This is a genomic window from Rhodococcus sp. KBS0724 (assembly GCF_005938745.2).
GTDB lineage: Bacteria > Actinomycetota > Actinomycetes > Mycobacteriales > Mycobacteriaceae > Rhodococcus_F.
This window is the reverse complement of record NZ_VCBX02000001.1, coordinates 4,222,864-4,246,921: the sequence shown is the minus strand read 5'-3', so window position 1 is coordinate 4,246,921 and position 24,058 is coordinate 4,222,864. Positions and strand designations below refer to the sequence as shown.

The 24,058-nt window shown below is 61.1% G+C and carries 22 protein-coding genes and 1 other RNA gene; 12 read left to right on the top strand and 11 right to left on the bottom strand.

Going from position 1 to position 24,058, the window contains the following annotated elements:
* Nucleotides 1-16 precede the first annotated feature (16 nt).
* Both FFI94_RS19585 and FFI94_RS19580 read left to right on the top strand, forming a co-directional pair.
* The gene (locus FFI94_RS19585) at nucleotides 17-994 is read left to right on the top strand and encodes an isopenicillin N synthase family oxygenase (RefSeq protein ID WP_138869295.1); all 978 of its coding nucleotides are present in this window, start codon (nucleotides 17-19) and stop codon (nucleotides 992-994) included.
* Nucleotides 995-1,019: 25 nt separating this feature from the next.
* The gene (locus tag FFI94_RS19580; RefSeq protein ID WP_138869294.1) at nucleotides 1,020-2,354 is read left to right on the top strand and encodes an amidohydrolase family protein; all 1,335 of its coding nucleotides are present in this window, start codon (nucleotides 1,020-1,022) and stop codon (nucleotides 2,352-2,354) included.
* Between the two features lie 18 nt (nucleotides 2,355-2,372).
* Here FFI94_RS19580 and FFI94_RS19575 read toward each other — a convergent pair whose 3' ends face one another.
* From FFI94_RS19575 to FFI94_RS19565, 3 genes are all read right to left on the bottom strand, one after another.
* A complete protein-coding gene (locus FFI94_RS19575) occupies nucleotides 2,373-3,998 on the bottom strand; it encodes an acyl-CoA synthetase (protein WP_138869293.1) in 1,626 nt (541 codons plus the stop codon).
* Nucleotides 3,999-4,087: 89 nt separating this feature from the next.
* Nucleotides 4,088-5,290, bottom strand: a complete 1,203-nt coding sequence (locus tag FFI94_RS19570) for an acyl-CoA dehydrogenase family protein (RefSeq protein ID WP_138869292.1) — start codon at nucleotides 5,288-5,290, stop codon at nucleotides 4,088-4,090.
* A gap of 27 nt (nucleotides 5,291-5,317) precedes the next feature.
* Nucleotides 5,318-6,733, bottom strand: a complete 1,416-nt coding sequence (locus FFI94_RS19565; protein WP_138869291.1) for an acyl-CoA dehydrogenase family protein — start codon at nucleotides 6,731-6,733, stop codon at nucleotides 5,318-5,320.
* Nucleotides 6,734-6,835: 102 nt separating this feature from the next.
* Between FFI94_RS19565 and FFI94_RS19560 the strand changes: the two genes are divergently transcribed.
* On the top strand, nucleotides 6,836-7,963 hold the full coding sequence (locus FFI94_RS19560) for a sensor histidine kinase (RefSeq protein WP_260684211.1): 1,128 nt from the start codon (nucleotides 6,836-6,838) through the stop codon (nucleotides 7,961-7,963).
* On the top strand, nucleotides 7,960-8,598 hold the full coding sequence (locus tag FFI94_RS19555; RefSeq protein WP_138869290.1) for a response regulator transcription factor: 639 nt from the start codon (nucleotides 7,960-7,962) through the stop codon (nucleotides 8,596-8,598). The genes FFI94_RS19560 and FFI94_RS19555 overlap by 4 nt, the downstream gene beginning before the upstream one ends.
* Here FFI94_RS19555 and FFI94_RS19550 read toward each other — a convergent pair.
* The 3 genes from FFI94_RS19550 to FFI94_RS19540 form a co-directional block, all read right to left on the bottom strand.
* A complete protein-coding gene (locus tag FFI94_RS19550; protein WP_138869289.1) occupies nucleotides 8,592-10,109 on the bottom strand; it encodes a multicopper oxidase family protein in 1,518 nt (505 codons plus the stop codon). The two genes, FFI94_RS19555 and FFI94_RS19550, sit on opposite strands and share 7 nt — an antisense overlap.
* A 136-nt stretch (nucleotides 10,110-10,245) precedes the next feature.
* The gene (gene hisN, locus FFI94_RS19545) at nucleotides 10,246-11,052 is read right to left on the bottom strand and encodes a histidinol-phosphatase (RefSeq protein WP_138869288.1); all 807 of its coding nucleotides are present in this window, start codon (nucleotides 11,050-11,052) and stop codon (nucleotides 10,246-10,248) included.
* A gap of 51 nt (nucleotides 11,053-11,103) precedes the next feature.
* Nucleotides 11,104-11,598 (bottom strand): carbonic anhydrase, encoded by a 495-nt coding sequence (locus tag FFI94_RS19540; RefSeq protein WP_138869287.1) that lies wholly within the window; start codon nucleotides 11,596-11,598, stop codon nucleotides 11,104-11,106.
* Between the two features lie 110 nt (nucleotides 11,599-11,708).
* Between FFI94_RS19540 and prfB the strand changes: the two genes are divergently transcribed.
* Nucleotides 11,709-12,815 carry a peptide chain release factor 2 gene (gene prfB / locus FFI94_RS19535; RefSeq protein WP_033231132.1) on the top strand — a complete coding sequence of 369 codons (1,107 nt, stop codon included), beginning with the start codon at nucleotides 11,709-11,711 and terminating at the stop codon, nucleotides 12,813-12,815.
* Between the two features lie 18 nt (nucleotides 12,816-12,833).
* Nucleotides 12,834-13,718, top strand: a complete 885-nt coding sequence (locus FFI94_RS19530) for a mechanosensitive ion channel family protein (protein ID WP_138869286.1) — start codon at nucleotides 12,834-12,836, stop codon at nucleotides 13,716-13,718.
* Between the two features lie 121 nt (nucleotides 13,719-13,839).
* On the opposite strand, the gene FFI94_RS33780 is transcribed toward FFI94_RS19530, so the two are convergent.
* A complete protein-coding gene (locus tag FFI94_RS33780; protein WP_185993257.1) occupies nucleotides 13,840-14,196 on the bottom strand; it encodes a hypothetical protein in 357 nt (118 codons plus the stop codon).
* A gap of 62 nt (nucleotides 14,197-14,258) precedes the next feature.
* Between FFI94_RS33780 and ftsE the strand changes: the two genes are divergently transcribed.
* From ftsE to smpB, 3 genes are all read left to right on the top strand, one after another.
* Nucleotides 14,259-14,939: a cell division ATP-binding protein FtsE gene (gene ftsE, locus FFI94_RS19520; RefSeq protein ID WP_202025995.1), complete on the top strand. Its 681-nt coding sequence runs from the start codon at nucleotides 14,259-14,261 to the stop codon at nucleotides 14,937-14,939.
* Nucleotides 14,940-15,021: 82 nt separating this feature from the next.
* Nucleotides 15,022-15,927, top strand: coding sequence for a permease-like cell division protein FtsX (gene ftsX, locus FFI94_RS19515; RefSeq protein ID WP_138869284.1), 906 nt, complete (start codon nucleotides 15,022-15,024; stop codon nucleotides 15,925-15,927).
* Nucleotides 15,928-16,007: 80 nt separating this feature from the next.
* Entirely contained in the window at nucleotides 16,008-16,484 is a 477-nt protein-coding gene (gene smpB, locus FFI94_RS19510) for an SsrA-binding protein SmpB (protein WP_033231128.1), read from the top strand.
* Between the two features lie 14 nt (nucleotides 16,485-16,498).
* On the opposite strand, the gene FFI94_RS19505 is transcribed toward smpB, so the two are convergent.
* Nucleotides 16,499-17,083, bottom strand: coding sequence for a helix-turn-helix domain-containing protein (locus FFI94_RS19505; RefSeq protein WP_138869283.1), 585 nt, complete (start codon nucleotides 17,081-17,083; stop codon nucleotides 16,499-16,501).
* Nucleotides 17,084-17,148: 65 nt separating this feature from the next.
* Between FFI94_RS19505 and FFI94_RS19500 the strand changes: the two genes are divergently transcribed.
* From FFI94_RS19500 to ssrA, 3 genes are all read left to right on the top strand, one after another.
* Entirely contained in the window at nucleotides 17,149-18,141 is a 993-nt protein-coding gene (locus tag FFI94_RS19500; RefSeq protein WP_260684210.1) for an NAD(P)/FAD-dependent oxidoreductase, read from the top strand.
* A gap of 44 nt (nucleotides 18,142-18,185) precedes the next feature.
* On the top strand, nucleotides 18,186-19,691 hold the full coding sequence (locus FFI94_RS19495; RefSeq protein ID WP_138869282.1) for an SDR family oxidoreductase: 1,506 nt from the start codon (nucleotides 18,186-18,188) through the stop codon (nucleotides 19,689-19,691).
* Nucleotides 19,692-19,757: 66 nt separating this feature from the next.
* Nucleotides 19,758-20,128, top strand: a transfer-messenger RNA (tmRNA) gene (ssrA, locus tag FFI94_RS19490).
* A 357-nt stretch (nucleotides 20,129-20,485) separates the two neighbouring features.
* Here ssrA and FFI94_RS19485 read toward each other — a convergent pair.
* The 3 genes from FFI94_RS19485 to FFI94_RS19475 form a co-directional block, all read right to left on the bottom strand.
* Nucleotides 20,486-21,292: a glycosyltransferase family 2 protein gene (locus tag FFI94_RS19485; protein WP_138869281.1), complete on the bottom strand. Its 807-nt coding sequence runs from the start codon at nucleotides 21,290-21,292 to the stop codon at nucleotides 20,486-20,488.
* 336 nt (nucleotides 21,293-21,628) lie between these two features.
* Nucleotides 21,629-22,609: an alkaline phosphatase family protein gene (locus FFI94_RS19480; RefSeq protein WP_138869280.1), complete on the bottom strand. Its 981-nt coding sequence runs from the start codon at nucleotides 22,607-22,609 to the stop codon at nucleotides 21,629-21,631.
* Nucleotides 22,610-22,694: 85 nt separating this feature from the next.
* Nucleotides 22,695-24,020 (bottom strand): HNH endonuclease signature motif containing protein, encoded by a 1,326-nt coding sequence (locus tag FFI94_RS19475; RefSeq protein ID WP_260684209.1) that lies wholly within the window; start codon nucleotides 24,018-24,020, stop codon nucleotides 22,695-22,697.
* Nucleotides 24,021-24,058: the final 38 nt, after the last annotated feature.

The window sequence follows — 24,058 nt, the reverse complement described above, 5'->3', positions numbered from 1 at the left end:
AGGAGCCTGGAAAATCATGACGTACGAGATGACAGAACTCAACCGCGAGAGCCGTATGGGCGGCCTTGGTACCGAAACAACCGACCGCGAAGTGCGTCGGATCGATCTCTCCGATTTCGAGAACCGTCGAAGTGAAATAGCCGACGAGTTATGGTCGGCTGCAACGGATATCGGATTCTTTCAGGTAATCAACCACGGAATCGACATCGGTGAAGTGCGCAAGGCGTTTGCCGCGACCGAGAACTTCTTTGCGCTGCAAAGCGAGGTCAAGGCCCAGTATCCGCTGAAGAGGGGATTCAATTCCGGCTGGGAGAGCATGTCGCAAGTGCGGCCGTCGATCGGGACGCCCGACCAGAAGGAGTCCTACCAGGTAACTCGGCCCCACATGGGTGACCTGTGGCCCACGGACGAGGAACTTGCGGGTTTCCGCGAAACTATTCTCGACTTCGAGTCACGATGCTGGGGCGTCGCGATGGCACTGCTGTCGTGCTTCGCTGACAAACTCGGATTCGAGCGCGACTTCTTCACGAAGGCTCACGATCCGTCTCTCGCCAGCTACCAGAGCACTCTCCGGTTGCTGCACTACTTCCCGCTTGCTCCGGATGCCGATGTCGAGGGAATGTGGCGGGCCGGCGCCCACACCGATTTCGACTGCCTGACGTTGCTTTTCCAACGCGACGGTCAGGGCGGACTGCAGTTGTGCCCAGGAAAGGAGATGGAGACCCAGGAATGGACGTCGGTGGAACCCGCCGAGGAAGCCATCACCTGCAACATCGGTGACATGCTGATGCGATGGAGCGACGATGTACTGCCGTCGAACTTCCATCGCGTCAAGAGCCCTGGCCCGGACGACTACCGCGGCCCTCGATACAGCCTGGCATTCTTCGCGCAGGCCAACCGCGACATCGTGATCGAAGGTCCGGCCGGGAAGTATCCGCCGATCACCGCCGAGGACTACATCTACCAGCGCGTGAACGCCAACTTCGCCCGCTGAGGCGACCGAAGATACGGAGAAAACGATGAGTACCGCACCCGCCAGCACCACCATCACCGATGTCACTGTCTACAGCGGCAGGCATTGGCTCGAAGGTCGCGACGTCGTTGTGACGGACGGAATTGTCACCGCGATCGAGGCGTCGCGCGGTACCGCGGCTCCGAGCGGCCCGAACTCCGGGAGGGTGGACGGGTCCGGGGCGTACCTGATTCCCGGATTCGTCAACACCCACACGCACATCCAGCAGTCGCTGATGCGAGGTATCGCGGAGGGAACCCCACTACTCGAATGGCTGCTGGCCGTTGCCGAGGAATCGGTGCTGATCACTCCGGAGAAGGCATATACCGCAACAGTTGCGGCCAGCCTGGAGGCCCTGCGGAGCGGCACCACAACCTTGGTGGAACACATGTGGCCGCACCCGTCGAGCGAGGTCCACGACGCCGTCATCCGGGGATTGCGGGACACGGGGATTCGTGCCCTTCTGGGTCGCGGGGTGGGGGATCGCTCGGACCCGACGCGTAAGTGGGGGTTCGATCCCAGGCTTTTGCAGCCACTCGGCGACGTCCTCGCCCACACCGATCAGATAATGCGAGATGTCGCCGGTTCGCGCATCGATGCTGCTGTGGCAGTGCCGAATCCGCGATCGCTCACTCCGGAGGGGATGGCGCAGGTGCGGGAATTCGCGCAGGCGCGAGGACTGACCGTATCGATACATCTTCTCGAGACTCAGACCGACAATATGATGTGCACCGAACATGCGGGGATGGGTGCGGTCGAGTTTCTGGACTCGAATGATTTCCTGTGGGATCGAGTTCTCGCGGTTCATTGTGTCGAACTCGATGATCGTGGTCAAAAAGTGCTGGCAGAGAGGGGAGTTGGTGTCTCGTACAACCCGGTGAGCAACATGCGACTCGGTAGCGGGGTTGCGCCGGTTCCGAGTTTCCTCGAAGCTGGTCTCGCTGTGGGTCTGGGGGTGGACGGCGCAGCCAGTAACGACACGCAGGACATGCTCGAAACCCTGCGTACCGGTGCCTACGTGCAGCGGGCCACCCGATCACGTGCGGACCTGCTCGGTTTTGGTGTCATGCTCGATATCGCTACCGGCGGCGCCAACAGTGCGCTCGGCTTGCCGCCGCGATCCGGCGGTGTGTCGGTGGGAGATGCTGCTGATCTCACCATGATTCGGTTCGAGAGAGACTTCGGATGCCTGCCGGTGCGCGACCCGGGTGCATCCATTCTCACGACCGGCACCCGGCAGATCGTCGACACCGTTCTGGTTGCCGGTGAGGTTGTCATTCGCGACGGGCACTCGACGCGGGTGGACGAGGTGGAGTTGATCAGTGCACTCACGGCGCTGTGACGATCGCACCGGTGAAGGCTAGTGTTCGTCGACGTCCATCTCGATCAGTACGCGGCGCAACAGCTTTCCCGTTGCATTGCGGGGGAGTTCGTCGATGAACAGGATTTCACGGGGCACCTTGTAGCGCGCCAAGTTGGAACGAACATGCGTTTTCAGATCCTCGGCGTTCTTGTCTGCGCCGGGGGCGATGACGACAAACGCGCGCAGTCGGTGCCCGAAGTCTGCGTCCTCCACACCGATTACCGCAGCTTCCAGTACATCCGCGTGATCAGCAAGTAGGTTCTCGACTTCGAGGGGATACACATTTTCGCCGCCGGAGACGATCATGTCGTCGTCGCGGCCGTCGACAAACAGTAGACCGTTGGCGTCGAAGTGCCCGACGTCGCCGGTGGAGAGGAGTCCGTTGATGCGCTCCTTGTCGCGGCCGTCTGTGTACCCCTCGAAGCTGAGGCCGCTCGAGACGAAGATTCGCCCGATTGTGTGGGGGGAGTTGATTTTCTGGTTTTTGTCGTCGAACAGTTCGACGTGGCACGTGACGGGCGCCCGGCCGGCGGTGCCCGGTGCGATGGTGAGATCTTCGGGTGTGGCGACAGTGGCGACCGCTACTTCGGTGGATCCGTACAGGTTATAGAGAACGTAGCCGAATGCCTCCGTTACTCGTTTGCACAGATCGGGTGAGAGCGACGACCCGGCGGAGAAAATGATCTTCAGATGTGAAGTGTCGTACTTCGACAGTACTTCGGGGCCGAGGTCGATGATGCGGGTCAGCATAGTCGGAACCACGACAAGGCTGTCGCACTTGTGTTGCGCCACAAGCCTGATCGTGTTCTCGGGGTCGAATTTCCGATGCATCACGACGGTCTGTCCCAATCCGAGCGCGAGCGCGAACTGGGAGACGCCGGTGCCGTGGAACGCGGGTGCTGCCATCATCATCGTCTGCCCGCGGCGCAGTGGTACCCGGTCGAGGAACTGCGCCGACGCCAACGGTGACGTGTGGCTGCGCGGCGCGCCTTTCGGGGTTCCGGTGGTTCCGCTGGTCAGAAGTACAAACCCACCATTGCGCTCCGGCGCGGGCACCGCGGAGGTGCTTCGACCCGCAATGACGTCATCGAGGGTGCGGATGGTGGTGTTTTCCCGCTCTGTCCAGGATCGGTATCGTCTGCTGGCCGCGGGGAGGGCGTCGGCGACTTCGGTGAACTCGTCGTCGTAGACGAATGCCGCGACATTTTCACGGGCCGCGACGTCGACCAGTTGAGGGCGCGCAAAGCCCGTGTTCATGAGGACAAGTTTGGTGCCGTTCTTGGCTGCCGCGAGCATGGTCAGAACCAGGCCTCGATGGTTCCGGCACATAGCGCCCATTACGGATTCGGATGTGATGCCGTCGGCCTGCCAGGCCCGAACGAGTGCGTTGCTCTGTCGTTCCAGTTCGGTATACGTGATGGATCCACGTTCGTCGATGATGGCTACCGCGTCGAGACCACCTTCTGCATGCGCATGGACGGGTCCGGCAAAGGGGCCGTATTTGTCCACGGCTGCAATGGATTTCAGGCCCTTGTCGAGGCGGGGAAATGGAATCAGGCCCGCTCGAGCCATTACTCCCACGGCGCCGATGGTGTCTGCGATCTTGGTGGCCAATCCGGGCATGGGTAAACCTCTTCCGAGCGTCGGTGAAAGGACCGGATCTCAGACTAATCGAAATCAGAGACTTTCACCGACGATCTCGGTGCCTTGTTTTACTTCAGTTCGGCAGAGGTCTTACCCAGCAGACGACGAGCGATGATCAGCTGCTGAATCTGCTGAGTACCCTCGAAGATGTCGAGGATCTTGGAGTCTCGACCCCACTTCTCGAGCAACGGACGCTGTGAGTAGCCGTACGTTCCGGCGAGTTCCACTGCCTTGAGGGTGATGTCGGTGCCCGTGCGGCCGGCCTTGGCCTTGGACATCGATGCCTCGAGGGAGTTCGGCTTCTTGTTGTCCGCCATCCAGGCCGCGCGCAGTGCGAGCAGGTAGGCAGCTTCCCAATCAGCTTCCATCCGAAGGAACTCGGCGGCTGCCGCGTGCTGGTTGTAGGCCGGTGTGTCGTACGAGACCTCGACGCCCGCTTCCGTAAAGATGGTGCGCAATTCTTCGAGGGCGGCGCGGCCGACGCCGATAGCCATCGCGGCGACCATCGGACGGGTGTTGTCGAACGTCTGCATGACGCCGGCAAAGCCCTTCTCGACGTTGACCTCTGCGCTGCCGAGGATGTTGTCCGCGGGGATTCGGCAGTCCTGGAGCAGCAGTACGGCGGTGTCGGACGCTTTGATACCCAGTTTGTGCTCGAGACGAGCGACGCTCAGGCCCGGCGCGTCACGCGGCACGACAAATGACTTGATTGCCGCCCGGCCCTTGGACTTGTCGACTGACGCCCAGACGACGATGTGCGTGGAACGCTCACCGGCGGTGACAAAGATCTTCTCGCCGTTGAGAACCCACTCGTCACCGTCCAGAACAGCTGTGGTGGTGACCGCTGCCGAGTCGGATCCGAAGCTGGGCTCGGTGATGGCCATCGAAGCCCATACCTTGCCGAACCGTTCGAGTTGCTCGTCGGTGGAGACGGCCGCGATGGCCGCGTTGCCGAGTCCCTGGTAAGGGATCGAGAGCATGAGACCAACGTCGCCCCAAGAGGTTTCGAGGGAGTTGAGCAGTGCCGACATATTGCCACCGTTGGCGTTGCCGGTCTTACCGGAATCCGCTCGGCCGCCGGCAGCGCCGCCGATGTCGCCACCGGAGTCGGACAGACCCTCGACCATGGCGGCCATCGTGTCGAGTTCGACCGGGTATTCGTGTTCGGCTAGATCGTATTTACGCGAGATGGGTCGGAAGATCTGAGCTGCGACCTGATGCGCCTGGTTCGCGGATGCTTTGAGCTTCTTGGGAAGTTCGAGATTGATCATCGTGGTTCTCCTGGAAAGTCAGCGGCGTCAGATGAGGACAATGCCCTCGGCAACGCCGATGGCTCGAAGATCGCGGTACCAGCGCTCGACCGGATGTTCCTTGGTGAATCCGTGTCCACCGAGGAGTTGCACACCGTCGAGGCCGATCTGCATGCCCTTCTCGGAAGCCAGCTTCCGGGCCAGGGCGGATTCACGAGCAAAGGACAACCCCTGCTCGGCGCGCGAAGCGCCGCGTAGCGTGACCAGACGCATCCCGTCCAGTTCGATGGCGATGTTGGCCACCATGAAGGCAACTGCCTGACGATGGCTGATCGGCTCACCGAAGGCTTCGCGCTCGTTCACGTACGGAATCACGTAGTCCAGGACAGCCTGGCTGGTGCCTACCGCCATCGACGCCCAACCGAGGCGGGCGAGGCGGATCGCGTCGGCGTATTCGGCCTTACGCTGATCAGCGTTGCCGTCGCCGAGAAGTGCGGATTCCGGAACCGAGACATCGGTGAGGATCAAGCGGCCCAGCGATGCGGCCCGCAGTCCCATACTGGGATCAGCTTCGACGACAAGGCCTTTGGTGTCCGACTCCACGATGAAGAAGGACGGCTTGCCGTCGAGTTCCGCGGCGATGACAAAAAGTTCCGATGTCGCGGCGGCCGGTACCAGGCTCTTGACACCGTTGAGTCGGTATCCGCTGGGGGAGCGAACAGCTTTGGTCTGCAGAGCAAAGGGATCGAACAGTGCGCGAGGCTCGTTGACTACCACTGCGGCGCCGGGAACCTGTTCACCGGTGAATGCGGGGAGGTACGTCTTCTGCTGCGCGTCGGTGCCCCACTGAGTGAGGGCTACGGCTACGCCGCTGGGAGCGAGGATCGGCAGCGCCAGCCCCATGTCTCCGTGTGAGAGTGCTTCGGCAACAAGCGAGTTGGTGACCGCGCCACGATCGGATGCGGCGCCGTCGAGTTCCTCGGGGACGTTGATCAAGGTGATCCCGAGTTCGGCTGCGCGCTTCGTCAGATCGGCGGGAGCGGCAGCGGCCTCATCGGCGTCGTGTGCTGCGGTGCGCAGGATTTCCGACGCGAACTCGCGCACGGTCTCGACGATCATCTTCTGGTCGTCGTCGGGCGTCAGATCGAAGTAGTCGGCGTTCTTGGCGGGGTTGTCCGGCAACCGCTTGGGAGCGTCGTTGCCGGCGACCTTCTTGAAGCCACGCGTAGCGGCGCCGAGAGTCTTGAAGCCGGTCTTGGTGCCCTCGTAGGTAACCCGGTCGATAGTCTGGCGCAGGTTGAACTTGTCTGCGAACTCAGAACCGGTGATCTTGGTCAGCACGCGCATGGCAGCACCCATCGCATCGCGTTTGACGGGGTTGAGGCCGACTGCGGACGTGTCGCGAGGGTGCGCCGTGGCATGGCTCTTGCTCGGGGCCACACTGTCTTGCTTGGTCATGATCACCAGGGGTTTCTCGGTGTCGGGGCGTTGGACTCCCTTATCTTACTCGGGAGTAAGGTCAGTTGTCGAGAAACGGCAAAATGACGCACGTCATAGGCTCGACAGGTGAACCGGACAGAGGTGCCAGATCGGATTCAGCGGTATGTGCGCTACGTGCCGTTGGTGGTGGTTCCTTGCCTGCTGATCGCCAGCACGTATCCCGGGGAGTATCGGGTCCCCGTCACCTACTGGATCTTCTCGATGCTGTCGGTGCTCGTCTTCGTCACCGGCCGTCGATGGCCGGTCCTCGCGTCCCTGGCCATCTCGGCGCTCGCCGTTCCGATGTTCGTCGCCGACGCGTGGGGGCTGTCCGAACTTGTCCCGTATCTCGGCGCGGTAGCCGTTGTCGACGTCACGATGCGGGCCGAGCGCCGGGAACTGGTCGCCGTATCGGCAACCGGGTGGTGCGGTTCCGTACTGGCAGGGATCTGGTTCGAATCTCACGACGCATTCTGGTCGGTCACCACTGCTGTGAAAGTGCTTGCATACGTGGGTTTGCCGCTGCTGCTCGGATTGTATCTGCGCTCGCAGCGTGAATTGGCCGCGAATAATCTCGCGCAGACCCGCGCAGCGGAGCGCAGTGCGCTCGCCCGCGAATTGCATGACCTCGTTGCGCACCACATGGCGTCGATCGTCCTGAGAATCGGAGTCGCTCAACACGTATTGGCACCGCAGGACGAAGCCGTGCAGGAAGTCCTCACCGACGTGCATGCGACGGCATCGGATGCGCTGACCGATATTCGCCGCCTTCTCGTCGCATTGCGCGATCCCTCGCTCGGCGAGGTTGCTCTGGTCGAACCGGACGCCGTCGGTGCGGAAATCGAGGCCGCGGTCGATCGTGTCCGTGCAGCCGACTTCCAGGTTCAGGCGCACGTCGAGTCGGGCGCCGCTGACCTCGACGCCATCGGCCGGCTGACGTTGTTGCGGGTAATTCAGGAATCGCTGACCAACGTCATGAAGCACGGACGCAAGAAGGAACCCGTCTCGGTATCTGTGCGGCGCAAGGACGGTCGGGTCGAGGTCAGGGTGAGCAACAATTTCGATGGATCGGCGAAGGGCGCCGGACACGGCCTCGTCGGAATGAGGGAGCGTGCAAAGTTGGTCGGCGGTGAGATGACCGCCGGCACGCTCGGTGACGGCAGATGGGAGTTATACGTGAGTATTCCGCTGGTAGCCGAGGGTGGCGACTCGTGATCACTGTGTTGGTCGTCGACGACCAGCGACTTGTGCGCGCCGGTTTGCGGATGCTGTGCACTGCGGCCGAGGATATGACCATATCCGGTGAGGCGTCGAACGGCGTCGAGGCGATAGCGCTTGCTGCTGAACTGGATCCCGACGTGATCCTGATGGACTTGAGGATGCCCGGCCTCGACGGGATCGATGCCACCCGGCAGATAGTCAAGTCCGGGCGGCGCTCACGCATTCTCGTGCTCACCACTTTCGACGACGACGATCATCTGTATCCCGCGCTTGCTGCCGGTGCTTCGGGGTTTCTCGTCAAGGACACCGAACCTGCCGAGTTGCTCGGTGCCATTCGCCGGGTAGCCGAGGGCGAGATGGTGTTCTCCCCGGAACTGCTTCGCCGCGTCGTGGATCGAGCGGTGATTGGCGCCGCCGCGGGCACTGCTGTGACAGAGGCGGTTTCGCTGACCGAACGCGAATCGCAGGTTCTCGCCCTGGTTGCGGAAGGGAAGAGCAATCAGGAAATCGGGGACGTGCTGCATTTGGGTGTGACGACGGTCAAGACTCATGTGGCAAACCTGATGTCGAAGACGGGCTGCGACAATCGGGTCCGCCTTGCCGTGTACCACTTACAGAACCGTCAATGACCGGTGTGCATGTCCATCTCCATGTCCATCTGCATCGGCGCAGCTTTCTGTCCCGGTTCGAGGACGAGGAATTGGCCCATCATGCCTTGATCCTCGTGCATCAGCAGGTGGCAGTGGAACATGTACGGCACAGTGGGATCGGTGTATTCGGACCACTGCAGTGCGACGCGAATACTGCTGCCCGGAGGCGTGTAGACGGTGTCCTTGAGGCCACGCAGGTGCGGTGGGGGAGTTCGGCCGTCGACGTCGAGGACCTGGAATTGCACGTCGTGGACGTGGAAGTTGTGCGGCCAGTTGTCCTTGTTGGTGATCGTCCACACTTCGGTGGCCCCGACCACGGCTTCGAAGTCGATGCGGTTCATGTCCATTCGTTGTCCGTTGATCATGTACCACTGCAGATCGAAGGACCGGGAAACACTTGCAGTCGACGGCTCGAGGCGCGACAAGGTGGCCAACTGCGGCGGGAGGGTCGACCGTGACACGCGGGTGCCGACGCCTCGAAGTTCGACGATGTCGAAGCGGTCGTTCATGCCGAAGTTCTCTGCGTCGGAGAAATTCACCCCACCACTGTTCTCGATCGGAAACGACACCAATGTGGTCGTCGCACCGGGATCGACGCGAACTACGACCTCGACTCGTTCGCCGGGGCTGAGCTGAATCCGCTTGATCGGAATCGGTGATTCGAGCAGTCCGCCGTCGGTGGCGATCAGATCGAAAGACCGGTCGTCGGGGAACCCCAGGTTGTAGAGACGACCGGAGGAGCCGTTCAGGATGCGCAGTCGCACAACCCCGGTGGTGACGTCGAAGTAGGCGTCGGAGATGCCATTGGTGACGATCGTGTCGCCCAGCAAGCCGACGTCGGTCGGATCGGATTCGTCGAAACTGCCGTCGGCGCGGAATCGGCGATCCTGGATTATCAGCGGAACATCATCAATCCCATAGGTTTTGGGGATGTCCAGCCTATCGGTGTCGGCGTCGTCGATCAGGAACAGTCCGGCTAGTCCGCGCTGTACGTGCCGTTCGGTGGATCCGTGCGGGTGCGGGTGATACCAGAGCGTCGAGGCCGCTTGGTCGATCGTCCACGCCGGTTCCCAGCGACCGCCGGCTTCGATGGTCTGGTGCGGGCCACCGTCGAACCGAGCGGGCAGGTGCATGCCGTGCCAATGGACGGTCGTGGGCTCTGTCAGTGTGTTGTCGATCGTGAATGCCACAGATTCTCCGCGTGCGGCTCGAACAGTCGGTCCCAGGATGGATCCGTTGAACCCCCAAGTGTCGGTGAGCTTTCCCGCGACAATCTCGGTGGTTCCGGCAGCGGCGCGGAGTGTGAAGTGGCGGACGCCGGAGTCGTCGACAGTTGATGGAGCCAGCGGCGGAATCGGTAACGGACGCGAAGACCCTGCTGCTGCCGTAGGCCGTAATGCGCCTGCGGAGTCGGCGCCGCAGCCCACCGCAAGTCCGAGGGGCGCGGCAGCAAGGCCGAACAGTATCGTGCGCCGGGAAATCCGGTTCATCATTCTCCTGAAGTAGTGCGTGATCGACTACTTCAAGTCAACGGTTCGAGATGCCGTGACGAATCCTGCCGACGGACCCGCCGGGGCTCCTCCCTACGGCCCTTGCGGCGAGTGGGGAGTTCTGGTACCCGGCTAGCTACCGCAGACGCGCGAGCACATCCTCGTGCAGCAAGCCGTTCGTGGCAACGGCGCTGCCGCCGTGCGGGCCGGTTCCGCCGTCAAGGTCGGTAAAGGTTCCACCGGCTTCGCGGATCAACACGTCCAAGGCAGCGAGGTCCCATAGGGAAACCTCGGGTTCGGCAGCGATATCCACTGCGCCTTCAGCGACCAGGCAGTACGAGAAGAAGTCTCCGTACCCGCGTACTCGCCACACATGATCGGTGAGATCGATGAACTGATCGCGGATTCCGCGGTCCTTCCACCCGGACAGGCTCGAGAAGCTCAGGCTCGCCGATTCGCCGCGGTCGACGGCGGATACTCGAATCGCTCGGGCGTCGCCGCCGTCGTAGGAGGTGAAGGCGCCCAAACCTGTTGCTGCCCACCATCGTCGGTTCAGGGCGGGTGCACTGACGACGCCGACGACGGGAACGCCGTCCGCGAGCAAACTGATCAGGGTTGCCCAGACCGGCACGTTACGTACGAAGTTCTTGGTGCCGTCGATCGGATCGACCACCCACTGCCGTCCGTCGAACACCGCGTCGCCGCCGAACTCTTCACCCAGCACCGAGTCGCCCGGTCGAGCCTCGGACAGTGTCGCTCGCACGGCGCGTTCGACGGCGAGGTCGGCGTCGGAGACCGGTGTGAGGTCGGGTTTGTCGTCCACTCGCAGATCGAGAGCGCCGAAGCGGGCGCGAGTGATCGCGTCGGCCTCGTCGGCGAGACGCAGGGCCAAGGCTAGGTCGGACGCTAGATCGGAAACGCGGTCGGATGCGAGGTCGGTCACGGGAACACAACCTACCGTCTTGCCCGCACAGTCCCTACCTGCGCGCCCTACCTACGCGGGCAGAACTTCGTTCAGCTTTCCGGTCGCCACATCGAAGACAAATCCACGCAGGGAGGTTGTCGCGGTGATGAACGGACTGCTCTCGATTCGGCGTAGCGATTGCCGTACGTCTTCGTCCACGTCGGGGAACGATTCGGGTGACCAGGCCGGTTTGACGCCGATCTCGTCCTGGATCGAGCGCTTGAAATTGTCATCCGTGAACGTCAGCATCCCGCAATCCGTGTGATGGATGAGGATGATCTCGGTGGTGCCGAGCAGGCGCTGGCTGATGGCAAGCGACCGAATCTCGTCGTCGGTGACCACACCGCCGGCGTTGCGAATGACGTGTGATTCGCCCTCTTTGATGCCGAGCATCCGGTAGACGTCCAGACGCGCATCCATGCAGGCGAGAACGGCAACGTGCTTACTCGGTGGGAGGGGGAGCGGTCCGGAGAACTGCTCGGCATATGCGGCGTTGTTCTGCAGGTATTCGTCGGTGACGGTCATCGATAAGCCCTTCTTGTTGGGTGCTTGTTCGGTGCTTGTTCGGTTCTTGTCCGGTTCCTGGTTCGAGTCGCGGTTATTGCAGGGGAGGACACCCGGTAGCCTTGAGAACCGTGCATCCTGACGTAATTGCAGACCTGAACGCGCTCGACACCACCCTTCGCACCTGCGAGTCGGTCGTGGACGTCGAAGAGCTGCGTCGACGCATCGACGAGCTCGAGCATCAGGCTGCCGATCCGGGCTTGTGGAACGACCAGGACCACGCTCAGCAAGTAACCAGCCAGCTGTCGCATGCCCAATCGGAGCTTCGCCGAATCGTGGCGTTGCGCGAGAGGCTCGACGAGATGCCGATTCTGTACGAATTGGCAGAGGACGAAGGCCCTGACGCGATCGCTGATGCCGACGCCGAACGCGCCAGCCTGCGCGAGGACATCGCCGCGATGGAAGTCAAGACCATGCTCTCGGGTGAGTACGACGAGCGCGACGCGCTGATCAACATCCGCTCCGGCGCCGGCGGAGTCGACGCCGCAGACTGGGCCGAGATGCTCATGCGCATGTACATCCGTTGGGCGGAAAAGCACGATTACGGCGTCGAGGTCTACGACACGTCGTATGCCGAAGAAGCCGGACTCAAGAGCGCCACATTCGCGATCAAGGGGCCGTACACCTATGGCACCCTGTCTGTGGAGATGGGCACCCACCGCCTCGTCCGGATCAGCCCGTTCGACAACCAGGGCCGTCGCCAGACGTCGTTTGCCGAGGTCGAGGTCCTGCCGGTCGTCGAGACCACCGACCACATCGAGATCAACGAGAACGACATCCGCGTCGATGTCTACCGCTCGTCCGGTCCCGGTGGTCAGTCCGTCAACACCACCGACTCGGCGGTGCGCCTGACGCACATCCCGACGGGCATCGTCGTGACGTGTCAGAACGAGAAGTCGCAGCTCCAGAACAAGGTGTCCGCGATGCGCGTCCTGCAGGCAAAGCTGCTGGCGGTCAAGCGTCTGGAAGAGCGCGCCGAGATGGATGCGCTCAAGGGCGACAGCGGAAGCTCGTGGGGCAACCAGATGCGTTCGTACGTCCTGCACCCGTACCAGATGGTCAAGGACCTGCGCACCGAATACGAGGTCAACAACCCGTCCGCAGTGCTCGACGGTGACATCGACGGTTTCCTCGAGGCCGGCATTCGCTGGCGCATGAGCGAGAACCAGTCCGCATAGCGGCAACCGAAAGGCACGATGACTTTTCTCAGACCTGGGCAGAACCTGCTCAATTGGCTCCAGAACCCTGGGTTGTCGGTCCTCATGACCGTGCTCGGAGCCTTGATCCTTGCCCGTCTGGTCAGTTGGGGCGGCAACAAGGTCACCGACCAGATCGATGCCAACTATCAGCTGGGTGACGCTCTGGTCCGATCCGAGGCCACCAAGCACCGTCATTCCGTGGCTCAGGTCATCACCTGGGTGATCATCACGTTCATCTATGTGATCGCGACACTGAAGGTTCTCGATCTGTTGAGCCTGCCGATCGGTAGTTTGGTCGCACCGGCGACAGTGCTCGGCGCGGCACTGGGTTTTGGTGCGCAGCGCGTCGTGCAGGACATCCTGGCGGGATTCTTCATCATCACCGAACGCCAATACGGATTCGGCGACACCGTGCGGCTTGCGATCACAGGTTCGTCCGATGATGCCGAAGGTGTCATCGAAGACGTGACGTTGCGAGTCACTCGAATGCGGAACGCAGACGGTGAAGTGATTACCGTTCCCAACGGCCAGATCGTGAAAGCGACCAACCTGTCCAAGGACTGGGCGCGCGCCGTCATCGACGTTCCGGTTCCGGCGACAGCCGACCTCACCCGGGTCAACGAGGTACTTCGCCAGGTCGGCGTCGACGCGATGTCTGACCGTGGACTCAAGAAGCTCCTCCTGGACGAGCCGACGGTCATGGGTATCGAAAGCCTCGAGGTGGATCAGGTCAGCATTCGGATGGTGGCGCGCACGCTACCGGGCAAGCAGTTCCAGGTCGGACGGGCGCTGCGTGTGCGCGTTGCCGCGGCACTACGCCGTCAAGGAATCACCGTCACGCCGGGACTGCACACGGGCAACATCGAGGAGGCGAGCGAATGACCGAGCAAGAACCCCGGCGCGGTCTCGACCGGATCATCCACTTCGATTGGATGCCGTCCCGGTTATTCGGTGGCCGGATGCGGACATCGACATTCCTTCTGATCGTGGCCTGGATCCTCGCCTACGTCGCCAACACGAGTCTCAACCCGGAGGTGCCCGCGGCAGCCACGCCTGCGCCGGCCGCAGGATCGTCGGTGACGGAGCCGTACACGCCGCCGCCGGTGGGGACTTCGACCACAACTGTCCCGGAATCTTCGACGCCTCCGTCCTCGGAATCGGCGCCGTCGACGACCGAGTCTTCCGGTTCAGTAACTCCGGGTTCAGCGACTCCGGGTTCAGCGCAGAGTGGTGTTTCGTCGACGGCGACGACAACAGCACCGGCCCCTGGCCCTCCGGTCGGCAATTCCAACAGCACAGCCACGACAATTCCGAGCACAACAGCCGCGACAACCAGTGGAACCGGGTAAAGCGGGCGCACTCGCCGCGCGTTGCTCCAAGGTCACTGTTCGATAACGGCTAGACTGGCTTGTTGTGATCAGCATGAAGAACGTGTCGAAGTCCTACAAAGCCTCCACCAGGCCGGCGCTCGACAATGTCAGTGTGGAGGTGGAGAAGGGGGAGTTCGTCTTCCTCATCGGCCCCTCCGGCTCTGGCAAGTCGACCTTCATGCGATTACTGCTCAAGATGGAGTCGCCGACGTCCGGTGACATCGAGGTCGCAGATTTTCACGTCAACAAGTTGTCGGCCCGTCGGGTTCCGAAGCTGCGGCAGGCAATGGGTTGCGTGTTCCAGGATTTCCGGCTGCTGCAGCAGAAGACAGTGTCCGAGAATGTCGCGTTTGCGTTGGAAGTAATCGGCAAGCCACGCGATGTGATTGCACGTACCGTTCCCGAAGTCCTCGACATGGTCGGCCTCGCCGGCAAAGCTGACCGACTTCCGACCGAACTGTCCGGCGGCGAGCAGCAGCGCGTAGCTATTGCGCGCGCTTTCGTGAACCGGCCGCTGGTCCTGCTCGCCGACGAGCCCACCGGCAACCTCGACCCTGAGACCAGCCAGGACATCATGCTGCTGCTCGAGCGAATCAACCGCACCGGCACCACCGTTGTCATGGCCACGCACGACCACCACATCGTCGACTCGATGCGTCGACGAGTCATCGAACTCGATCTCGGCAAGGTCAGCAGAGACGAAGCGCGGGGTGTGTACGGCGTCGGCAGGTAAACGCCGACTGCTCACCACTCGTCCGAACGCCCACCGGTAGCTGCGAAGCCGCCGATCATTCGAGAAGGAATCGGATTCCCCGATGCGTGCCAGTTTTATTTTCAGCGAGGTCCTGACCGGCCTGCGCCGCAACATCACGATGACCATTGCCATGATCTTGACGACCGCAATTTCGCTGGGTCTCTTCGGTGGTGGCCTCCTGGTGGTTCAGATGGCCGGTAAGACGCAACAAATCTTCCTCGAGCGCGTCGAGGTTCAGATCTTCCTGACGGACGATATTTCCGCCGCAGACCCCGGTTGTGAGCAAGAAATCTGCAGCACCCTGCGGCAGGAACTCGAGCAGACGCCGTCCGTCGTTGCGGTTCAGTTCCTCAATCGTGACGACGCGGTGAAGGATGCGACCGAGCGAGTGTTCAAGGACCAGCCCGAGCTGGCCGCACTGGTCAGCCCGGACAGCTTCCCGGCGTCGTTCAAGGTCAAGCTCAGTGACCCGGAACGGTTTGGCGTCATCAACGACACGTTCGGTTCCCGGCCGGGTGTCGAGAGCGTTCTCAACCAGCGTGAGCTCGTCGACCGCCTCTTCAGCGTCCTCGGTGGTGTCCGAAACGCTGCCTTTGCCATTGCCGTCGTGCAGGCCATCGCCGCAATCCTTTTGATCGCCAACATGGTTCAGATCGCCGCATTCACGCGTCGTACCGAGGTCAGCATCATGCGACTGGTGGGCGCAACACGCTGGTACACACAGCTTCCGTTCCTCCTCGAGGCAATTGTGGCCGCCTTGATCGGTGCGGTGCTGGCGATCGCCGGGCTCTTCACAGCAAAAAATCTGTTCATCGACGGAGTGCTCTCCGATGTCTACGAAGCCAACATCGTCGCCCGCATTTCCAACAGCGACATCCTGTTCGTCTCACCGTTCCTGGTACTCGCAGGCGTGGGAATGGCAGCGATAACCTCGTACGTCACGCTTCGTTTGTACGTGCGCGAGTAATTGGTTTGCACGGCCTTCTATGCTGAGAGCAAGAGTTGTTTGCATTATTGGGTAAGACAGCGGACTGAGAGGCCCGGACAGTGAAGGAAAAGGGCCGCAAGGTCATTGCGACCAATCGCAAAGCGCGTCACAACTACACGATCATCGACACTTACGAAGCGGGAATCGCGCTCGTCGGGACCGAGGTCAAGAGTTTGCGCGAAGGTAAGGCGTCGCTCGTGGACGCATTCGCAACCGTCGACAACGGTGAGGTGTGGCTTCGATCGCTGCACATTCCGGAGTACACACAGGGTTCGTGGACCAACCACTCGCCGCGTCGGACCCGGAAGTTGTTGCTGCACAAGCGCGAGATCGAACACCTTGTAGGGAAGACCCGCGAGGGTAACCAGACGCTGGTTCCGTTGTCGATGTACTTCTCTGACGGCAAGGTCAAGGTCGAGCTTGCCCTCGCCAAGGGTAAGCAGGACTACGACAAGCGTCAGGATATGGCCAAGCGCACCGCCGAACGCGAGGTGACCCGCGAGTTGGGCCGTCGGATCAAGGGCATGCGCGGGTAGCAGCTCGCACGACCTCAGCCGCGGCGGTCAGCCGGCGCGGCGCGAAGGTGCACTCGTTCGCCTTGCTTGCCGAACAAACTGATCACCTCGGCTGGTCGACCGTCTGCAGCGCTGAATCGGTGGGGGATATGCGTATCGAACTCGGCAGCTTCGCCTGCGCCCATGACAAAATCGCGATCACCGAGCTGTAGCCGGACCCGACCCGACAGCACGTAGAGCCACTCATACCCTTCGTGGGTGCCCGGCTCACGGATGTCCTCGGTGGGCGCGAGGATCATCTTGTAGGCCTGGAGGTTTCCTGGCTGACTGGTCAACGGAATGATCGTCATGGATCCGACCTTTTGCGGTTCTTCTCGCACCCGGGGGTCTGCGATCTTGCTGTTGACGAGGTCGTCCAGTGGGACTCCGTGCGCCTTCGCAATCGGCAGCAGTAGTTCCAAGTTGGCTCGGCGAGTGCCGGATTCGAGTCGCGACAACGTGCTGACGTTGATGCCGGTGGCCTCGGAGAGGTCGGTCAACGTCATACCGGATTGCTGGCGCAGTGTGCGCAGACGCGGACCGATACCCGCGAGGACGGCGTCGAACGATGTTTCGGTCATTCTTCTATTTTGCCAAATTGGCAATGATGTTTGTCAAGTTGGCGTCGTGCTGCAATCCTGAGTTCATGACACAGACCTCTTACGATGCAGCAGACACGTACGACGTAGCAGTGATCGGTGGCGGCGCGGCCGGGCTCAATGCGGCGCTCATTCTCGGTCAAGCCCGCAGATCCGTTGTTGTTTTCGACAACGGTGTACCGCGAAACGCGGCAGCAGATCACATGAACGGATTCCTCTCACGCGACAGGATGAATCCAGCCGAACTTCTCTCCATCGGACGCGACGAAGTCCGAAAATACGGTGGAGAGTTCCACGACGGAACTGTTGTTGCTGTGCAGCGTGACGGCGATGAAGACTCTCGTGGCGGATTCGCGATCACTCTGGCTGATGGCGCGCGAATCTTGGTGCGCAAGGTGCTTGTCGCGACGGGCTTGACCGACAGGCTGCCCGACGAACTCAGTGCTTTCGGTGAGCGATGGGGCCGCGACGTCTTGCACTGCCCGTACTGCCACGGATACGACGTTCGCGATCAGCCGTTGGGTGTCATTGCAAAGAGCGTCGAGTTCGCAATGCACCAGGCGCCGATGATTCGTCAGTGGTCCGACGACGTTGTTCTGTTCCTTCATCGAATCGAGAATCTCAGCGCCGAGGACCGGGAAAAGCTTGCAGCGCTCGATATTTCGATCGTCGAAGGCGAGGTGTCTGCGCCGGTGATCGAGGACGATCGATTTGTCGGTGTGCAGTTGGCTGACGGCTCGACGGTTGCGCGGTCGGCGATCTTTGTCGGCGGCGCGGTCACGATGGACCCGAATGATTCGATCCTGCGGTCGTTCGGTGCCGCAACGGCGGAGACGATGATGGGGGAGTTCGTCACCGTGGACATGATGGGTGCAACCAGCGTGGCTGGTGTCTTTGCGGCAGGCAACGTTGTCGATCCGAGTGCGCAGGTCATCATGGCCGCGGCCGCAGGTGCGAAGGCCGGCGCGGGAATCAACATGGCGCTCACCGCCGACGATCTGGCGGCAGCGTTGGCTTTGCGCGGCTCGATTTCTGCCTAGTCTCATTTCTGCCTAGCAGTTGGTTTTCTGCGTAGCGTGGTGTGATGGAAACGGTGCGAGTGTTGATCACAGGAGCAACGGGCTACATCGGCGGGCGTCTTGCCCCCAGGTTGGTTACGGCGGGGCATCAGGTCCGCGTGCTGGTGCGCAGTCCCGAGAAACTGCGCGATGTTCCGTGGCGTGATTCCGTCGAGGTAGTTCGTGCTGATCTGAGTGACAAGGATTCCCTCACAGGCGCTTTCGACGAGATTGACGTTGTCTACTATCTTGTCCACGCAATGGGTGGTGGTGGCTCGTTTTCCGATGTCGACAAGCGCAGCGCGGCAAACGTGGCCGAAGCGGCAGCGGCCGCGGGAGTTCGCAGAATCGTCTACCTCGGCGGGCTCCATCCGACGCAGCATGAACTATCAACGCAGCGTGAGTTGTCGACGCATCTGAAGTCTCGGCTGGAAGTTGGCCAGATACTTCTCGACTCTGCCGTTCCGACAGTCGTGTTCCAGGCTGGAGTGGTGATCGGTTCGGGTTCGGCGTCCTTCGAGATGGTTCGACACCTGACCAACCGCCTACCGGTGATGACCACGCCGAAATGGGTGCACAACAACATTCAGCCGATTGCCGTGCGCGACGTACTTCACTATCTGGTGGCTGCGGCGGCCACAGTCCCGGAGATCAACCGTGCGTTCGATATCGGCGGTCCGGACGTCATGCAGTACGGCGAGATGATGAACACCTATGCCGATGTCGCGGGATTGGTGCGTCGACGCATTGTCGTTCTGCCAGTGCTGACCCCGAGGCTGGCCGGTCTCTGGGTGGGGTTGGTCACGCCGATTCCGCACGGGCTCGCAATGCCGCTGATCGAGTCACTGCAAAACGATGCCGTCATGCACGATCACGACATCGACGGCTTCATCCCGCCGCCCGAAGGCGGACTCACCACGTATCGCGAAGCCGTGCGACTGGCGCTGCGCAAGATCGAGAACGGAGAGGTCGAAACCTCTTGGTCCGGTGCCACCATCGCCGGCGCACCGTCGGATCCGCTACCGTCCGATCCGGATTGGGCCGGTGAAGCGGTGTATGTCGACCATCGTGAACGTGATTGTGCTGCGGATCCGGAGACACTATGGAAGGTGGTCGAATCCATCGGCGGTGAGAACGGTTGGTACTCATTCCCTTTGGCCTGGGCAATTCGGGGGTGGATGGACCGGGCGGTGGGCGGCGTCGGGTTGCGCCGGGGGCGGCGTGATCCGCGTCACCTCAATACCGGTGAAGCCCTGGACTTCTGGCGGGTCGAAGAGATCGACAGGGGAAAGCTGCTGCGATTGCGGGCCGAAATGAAAGTTCCCGGGGGAGCGTGGTTGGAGCTCAGAGTCTCGGAGGGGCCCGCGGGTCCGGATGGTCAGGCAGTGGGTTCGCACCTCGATCAGCGCGCAGTATTTTTCCCGCGAGGCTTGGCCGGTCGGCTGTACTGGTACTCGATCCTGCCCTTTCACGGTGTCGTATTCGAAGGCATGATCGCCAACATCACCAGCACAGCAGAACGCACGGTTTAATTGGTATGACTTCCGCGCATTGGCGCGTTATAGTAGGTAGCCCCACGAAAGACGCGGGGCACACACGGGGCTGAACGGTTTCGACTGCGTGTGTTGAGTTAGGGGAAGCGTGTCGGTGCAGGCAAGAGACCACCGTAAGCGTCGCTGCAAACCTATAAGCGCCGATTCCAATCAGCGCGACTACGCTCTCGCTGCCTAAGTAGCGAAGCGTGTCTGTCAGCCCGGGGTTGCCCTCGACCCGGTTCCTGGCATCAGCTAGAGGGCTTTACTGTTTGGCTCGGTCACGGAGTCGAATGGGACATCAAACAGTGACTGGGATCGTCATCCTGGCTTGTTCGCGAGACTGGGAGATCCAAGTAGAGACTTAGCGAACTGCACACGGAGAAGCCCTAGCGATTCAACGTAGGACCCGGGTTCAATTCCCGGCAGCTCCACAAAGAGGCAGGTCAGACAGTGTATCCGCACTGGATGGCCTGCCTTTTCTTATGCTCAAAATCAGCCCGGTCAACAGCTGCTCAACACTTTGAGACCGAAGTACACGTCTCTGGTCGCATCGGGCACAAAGACCGCCACGCTCGAAGTCACTGTCGTATTCACGCGCCAATACTTCAACCAGACCTACAGAGTTGAGGTACGCCGCGGATCCACTGTTCTGGCAACTCAAACTGTAACCGCGTCTTCAAGCACCGGCACTTACACAGTTTCGATCACGCCAACCGATATTCACGCCAACCGATATTGCAGTGTCCAGCGGTGATCAACTCGGTGATTGAAGCCGTGACCTTCATCCCACATCACCTAATTGGCAAATCGCGTGCCTTCACGGGCGCGAATACCTTGTATGCGGGCCACAACAAAGCATGAAGAATCGAGTCCACGGTGATCATCAAACTCAATCTGCGGTTCATAAGTCCGTGGTGCTCGATCACGGCGCGGGAGGCGTCATTGTACCGCAGATACTTCCTGGGCGGTGTGACACCGCGTCTTGCGGATGCGGATGCCTGCATGGTGGGTAGATGGCTGATGGTGTGACCGATTTTGCGGAGGCAAAATGATAGGTCCAAATCCTCATGGATGTCCGTGCGGTCGCTCAAATGTGGCCGTACGGACATCCACGCAGAAGTTCGGATGGCCATGTTTGCTCCGACCGCAGCGGAGACATGGGGATTAGTTGCGTTCCTCAATCGTTTGACTTGTCGTTTAATGATCAGTCGATGCAGGAACGCGAACGGGGAATCGTAGATGTGGGTGACGCCGGCCGCGGCGAAGGAATCAGTGTCATCGAAATGTGCGTGTATTGCTTGCGCCCATCCGTCATGGACTCGGGTGTCGGCATCGATGCGGCCGATGAGGTCCGTTGAAACCGCATCGAATCCTGCGTTCCGGGCATGGACAACGCCCTGCCTGCGCTCAACCAGATAGCGGATCTTCGGTGACTTAAATGCGTGAACGATCGCTGCTGTCTCGTCGGTGGAGTTGTTGTCAACAATCAAGATCTCGTCAACCAGATCGCCTTGGTGCAGTATGGCGTTGATGCAGTCTCTGATGTGGTCGGCCTCGTTATATGCAGGCACGACGACTGCCAGGCTTTGCTTACGCATGGGCTAACAACTCCAAGTGGCAGAAAATGTAGAGAACGTTCGGTTCGATATTAGCAAGGTCTAAACCCGCCACTTCGACGTAATCTCAGCTAGCGCACGGCTAGTTTCATCTGCGGGACGCCGATGACCACCTACGCGTGCCGGAATGGAGCGTGGTGGTCATCGGTCGATTCAGTTGTGTGTGGGCGATGGCAATCTGTGACGGTTTCCCTTCCGTCTCCTGCCCAACGCGGACGGCGGGAGCAGGAATTGAACAGGCGTGCGAGTGGGTGCGGTTAAAGCTCTAAGGCTTCACATCTACAACACTTTGACCGCCCATCCCTACGTGTACCGCGATCAGGACCCGAAGAATCCCAGGTCGATTGAGCCGACGAAGCCGGGAGCTTCCTTGGCCAGCGGCTTACCGTCCAGGTCGGCAGGCAGCGCAACGTCGAGACTCTGCAGGACGGTCGGGGTGATATCGGCGATCGTGTAGTCGGCGGTATTCTTTCCCGCGGTGTAGCCGGCGCCACGAGCGATAACGAACGTCGTTGCCTCGGCTGCGCTCTGGCCGCCGTGTCCGCCGGTCGGCGTGTGACCGTGGTCGGCTGTGACCAGCACGGTCCACTTTTCGCCGGTCTTTGCTGCGCGCTCGTCGACGGCGTTGATGATCTTTCCGACCTCTACATCTACCGACGCAATGGACTCGGCGTAGGCAGGGGCATTTGTTCCACCGCTGTGTCCGGCGCCGTCGACCTGATCGAGCTGGGTGAAGATGAGGTCCGGTCCCTTGTCGATGATGGAGGCGGCTACAGCGTCCGCGGTTGCACTGTCCGTCGCTGCCACCGAGCCGGCGTCGGGTGTAGTGACAACTACGTCGGCCTTGGGCTCACCGCTGGATGCAATGTTGTCGATGCCTCCCCACGTTGAGATCGATTCGGTGACAAGGGCAGGCTTTGCCTTCTCGATCTGGGTGAAGACGGTGGGATACAAGTCGTAGCGAGCACCGACAAATGTGTTGTCCTTCACGCCGTGCTTGGTGTCCCAGACCCCTGTGAGAATCGTTGACCAGGAGGGCCCGGAGATGGTGGTGAGGCCGAGGATGGACGATTCTGCACTGGTTCCTTCGGCAATCAGTTTGTTCAGATTCGGGGCGTCGGCGGTCTTGATGTGGCTGAGCATGGTGCCGTCAAGTCCGATGACGACGGTCTTCTGGGCAGCGATCGAATTGAGGTCGGACGAACCGGGAATTGCTGCAGCGGTGGAAGTTCCGGCGGCTACTGCGCCGGCGAGGAGGAGGGTGATGGCGGCTGAGGTGCGAGCGATTTTCTTGGTCACGCCAAGGATCTTGCAATAGGACTAGACCAATTGCATCACTCAAACGCGATGATTGTTCGATTGTTCATCAACCGTTCAGATTGGACTAGACCAATATGCTTTCGCGGCCCAGTCCGTCAAGGATGACGCTGACGGCATGGTCCAGGTGTAGTGGATCGCCGCCCCATCTCGGGATGATCGCATCATCGGGTATGTCTCCGCGCAGTAGTTGATCGGCGAACCCCTCCGTCGGCGGTGCCGGGTCGATGACCCCTCCATCGGTGTAGTGAAATTCGAACTGCTGATCACCGAGGGCAGTGATTGTGAATTGGCCACGGTGTAGTGCTCGGTGGCAAGTCCCGCACAGCATGATCAGGTTGTCGAGGTTGGTTTCTCCGCCGCGACCCCAGAATCGGACATGGTGAGCATGTAGAAATCTGGTTCGCCCGCACCCTGGCGTGCGACAGCTTCCGTCACGGTAATTCAGCGCCAGCATTTGCTTGTGGCTGGTGACGCGGGTCTTCCGGCCCAGATTGAGCACGCACTGCTTCTTGGTCTTCGCCAAGCGGAGGTGGGCGTTGCAGAGGACTTCCTCGGAGTCGCTGTTGGTCAGTGCAGGTCCGCCGGGAATTCGGAGGTTGTCGTGTTCGTGGAAGAACACCACCTCTGCGGAGGTGCCGGTGCGGGTCGTGGTGTTCGCGTCGACTGTGGCTGCGATTTCGGCCATAGCGAGGATCGCGGGTCCGATATCCCCGGGCGGCTTTTTCGCCGCATTCTGTTCGGTGGTTGGCTCGTCCTCCTGTGAAGTGCCTTCCGTCCGGGTACGCTCCCGTTCTGCAGAGGAGAGGATGGTGAGGATGCGAGCGCCGTCCTGTGCGGCGAGGCGACCTTTGATGACAAAATCTCCGGTGTCTGCGTCCCAGTGCCAGCGCACCTGAAAGCGTTCCGGCGCCTTACTTTTGCCGGATTCGTTGTCGGCAACTTTACGTAGTCCGGCAGTGAGGCGGTCGATCTGGGACGCAGGTGCTTCGCGGCCGAGCCGGACCATCTGCTTCTCGTTTGTAGGGGTTGCGACTCGGGTCAGTGTTCGAACCTTTGAGTAGGACAAATTGCCTTGTTCGAACGCCTTCCGCATCTCGGGCAGTGGACGGAGGGCCTTGGCGACACGAACGTACTCACGTCCGGTGTGCAGGCTCATGCCACATTTCCATGACAGCCAATGGGCGCACGAATGTAGTCCGGGACCGGCCCAGCCTCGTTGTTCGTCGAAGTCGGCCAATAGGGTGAGGAAGCGCGCGGTAGCCGCTGCGATCTGCCCAGCTAGTGCACAGATTTCCACGCCGATGGTATCGACGGCTTCTCGCTTGTCCACGACGCTCATGACTTGTTCGGTGTCACTGTCGTGATCGTTGACGAGCTTGTTTGTGTCCATGCCGACCCCCCGGTTCGAATGTTCATTCGACAGTAGCT

Excerpts from the sequence above, each read along its gene's own strand:
- ftsE (WP_202025995.1), top strand. The coding sequence starts at position 14,259 with ATGAAGAACGTGTCGAAGTCCTACAAAGCCTCCACCAGGCCGGCGCTC.
- FFI94_RS19570 (WP_138869292.1), bottom strand. The coding sequence starts at position 5,290 with ATGATCAATCTCGAACTTCCCAAGAAGCTCAAAGCATCCGCGAACCAG.
- FFI94_RS19550 (WP_138869289.1), bottom strand. The coding sequence starts at position 10,109 with ATGAACCGGATTTCCCGGCGCACGATACTGTTCGGCCTTGCTGCCGCG.
- FFI94_RS19495 (WP_138869282.1), top strand. The coding sequence starts at position 18,186 with ATGGAAACGGTGCGAGTGTTGATCACAGGAGCAACGGGCTACATCGGC.
- FFI94_RS19530 (WP_138869286.1), top strand. The coding sequence starts at position 12,834 with ATGACTTTTCTCAGACCTGGGCAGAACCTGCTCAATTGGCTCCAGAAC.
- FFI94_RS19580 (WP_138869294.1), top strand. The coding sequence starts at position 1,020 with ATGAGTACCGCACCCGCCAGCACCACCATCACCGATGTCACTGTCTAC.
- ftsX (WP_138869284.1), top strand. The coding sequence starts at position 15,022 with ATGCGTGCCAGTTTTATTTTCAGCGAGGTCCTGACCGGCCTGCGCCGC.
- FFI94_RS19485 (WP_138869281.1), bottom strand. The coding sequence starts at position 21,292 with ATGCGTAAGCAAAGCCTGGCAGTCGTCGTGCCTGCATATAACGAGGCC.
- FFI94_RS19505 (WP_138869283.1), bottom strand. The coding sequence starts at position 17,083 with ATGACCGAAACATCGTTCGACGCCGTCCTCGCGGGTATCGGTCCGCGT.
- FFI94_RS19575 (WP_138869293.1), bottom strand. The coding sequence starts at position 3,998 with ATGCCCGGATTGGCCACCAAGATCGCAGACACCATCGGCGCCGTGGGA.
- FFI94_RS19475 (WP_260684209.1), bottom strand. The coding sequence starts at position 24,020 with ATGGACACAAACAAGCTCGTCAACGATCACGACAGTGACACCGAACAA.
- FFI94_RS19500 (WP_260684210.1), top strand. The coding sequence starts at position 17,149 with ATGACACAGACCTCTTACGATGCAGCAGACACGTACGACGTAGCAGTG.
- FFI94_RS19540 (WP_138869287.1), bottom strand. The coding sequence starts at position 11,598 with ATGACCGTCACCGACGAATACCTGCAGAACAACGCCGCATATGCCGAG.
- FFI94_RS19585 (WP_138869295.1), top strand. The coding sequence starts at position 17 with ATGACGTACGAGATGACAGAACTCAACCGCGAGAGCCGTATGGGCGGC.